The organism is Algoriphagus sp. AGSA1 (genome assembly GCF_021390545.1).
Lineage (GTDB): Bacteria > Bacteroidota > Bacteroidia > Cytophagales > Cyclobacteriaceae > Algoriphagus.
In genome coordinates this window covers 1-1260 of sequence record NZ_JAJUWR010000122.1, presented here as the reverse complement: position 1 = coordinate 1260, position 1260 = coordinate 1, and the positions used below count along the sequence as shown (strand labels likewise).

Here is a 1260-nt window from a genome sequence, read left to right as displayed (position 1 = left end):
AAAGTTGTCACAATTTGTTGTTGTTCACAACTCCAATGAGGATGAAAAATGATTATCAAATTAAGCAAAAGCGTTCCTTTAGTGAAGGGTTACGCAAACAGATTGTGGGTCAAATCGAGCGCAAAGAATTAAGCATTGCGGAGGTTTCTCGGGAGTACAATGTTTCAAAGGCAGCGATTTACAATTGGCTCTACAGATATTCGATTACCTTGAAGAAAGGAATACGAATGGTTATGGAAAAAGACAGTCAAGAAACGACCACCGAAGAACTCAAAAGCCGGATTAAGGAGCTAGAGGCAGCTTTAGGGCGCAAATCTCTGGAAGCTGATTTATTTCGGGTGATAGTGGATTTAGCCTCCGATGAGTATAAAACGGATCTAAAAAAAACTTTTGGCGATCAAGTGTCCAAATCACGGGAGAAATGAGGCATTCTTATGTATTTACAGTAGGTGCGGCTTGTGAACTTCTGGGGGTTACCCGCCAGGCGTACTACAAGAATCCGATCCCTAAGCCTGAGCTGGAAGATCAAGTGATCCGTCTGATCAGTGAGAACGTGATCAAATTGCGTAAAAAATGGCCTACTCAAGGATGTCGGAGGATGTATGATGACTTTGGAGAGCTATTGCCGATTGGTCGAGACAAAAGTATCCAGGTTTTTATGGGTATGGGTTTTCGGGTAAAATACCCCAAGCGATATGGCAGAGCCACACAGTCGGGTACCAGAGAGTTTTCAAATCTGTTGAACCATAAAGATGTAAATGGGATAAATCAGGTCTGGCAGGCTGATATGGCTCATTATCTATATGGAGACACGAAGCTTTATACCATCTATATCACCGATGTCTATAGCCAGGAAATCGTCGGTTACGGGGCTTATGAATCCAATCTGGCGGAGAATTATGTACAGGTATTGGAGCAAGCCATTCAAAAAACCAAGCGCAGTCAAAGTTTAAATGGATTGATTCACCACAGTGATGGAGGTAAACAATATGAAAGCAACCTGTATAAGGCTGTTTGTAAGCGAAATAAAATGGATCAAAGTATGTGTATGTATTCCTATGAAAACCCCTATGCCGAGAAGACCAATGATCTGATCAACAACGGTTATCTGAATTCATGGAGACCTAAAACACTTAAGGAGTTAAAGGAATGCCAATTAAAGGCAATCAAAGATCATAACACCCGAAGAAAAAAGAAGGCTCTGGGAAATATCTCCCCGGTCCAGTTCCGAACATTGCTGAAAAAAGACAAGATTTCCAC

2 protein-coding genes are annotated in these 1260 nt (G+C 41.7%); both read left to right on the top strand.

The window, feature by feature from the left end; all coding sequences use genetic code 11:
• Positions 1–41 precede the first annotated feature (41 nt).
• Positions 42–425, top strand: coding sequence for a transposase (locus tag LZF95_RS26730; protein ID WP_233758537.1), 384 nt, complete (start codon positions 42–44; stop codon positions 423–425).
• Positions 422–1260, top strand: an 839-nt coding sequence (locus LZF95_RS26725; RefSeq protein WP_233758536.1) for a DDE-type integrase/transposase/recombinase, incomplete at its 3' end; no start/stop codon positions are given. The genes LZF95_RS26730 and LZF95_RS26725, both read left to right, overlap by 4 nt.

What these genes read in the sequence shown, in the direction of transcription:
- LZF95_RS26730 (WP_233758537.1), top strand. Translation starts at nt 42, where the DNA reads ATGAAAAATGATTATCAAATTAAGCAAAAGCGTTCCTTTAGTGAAGGG.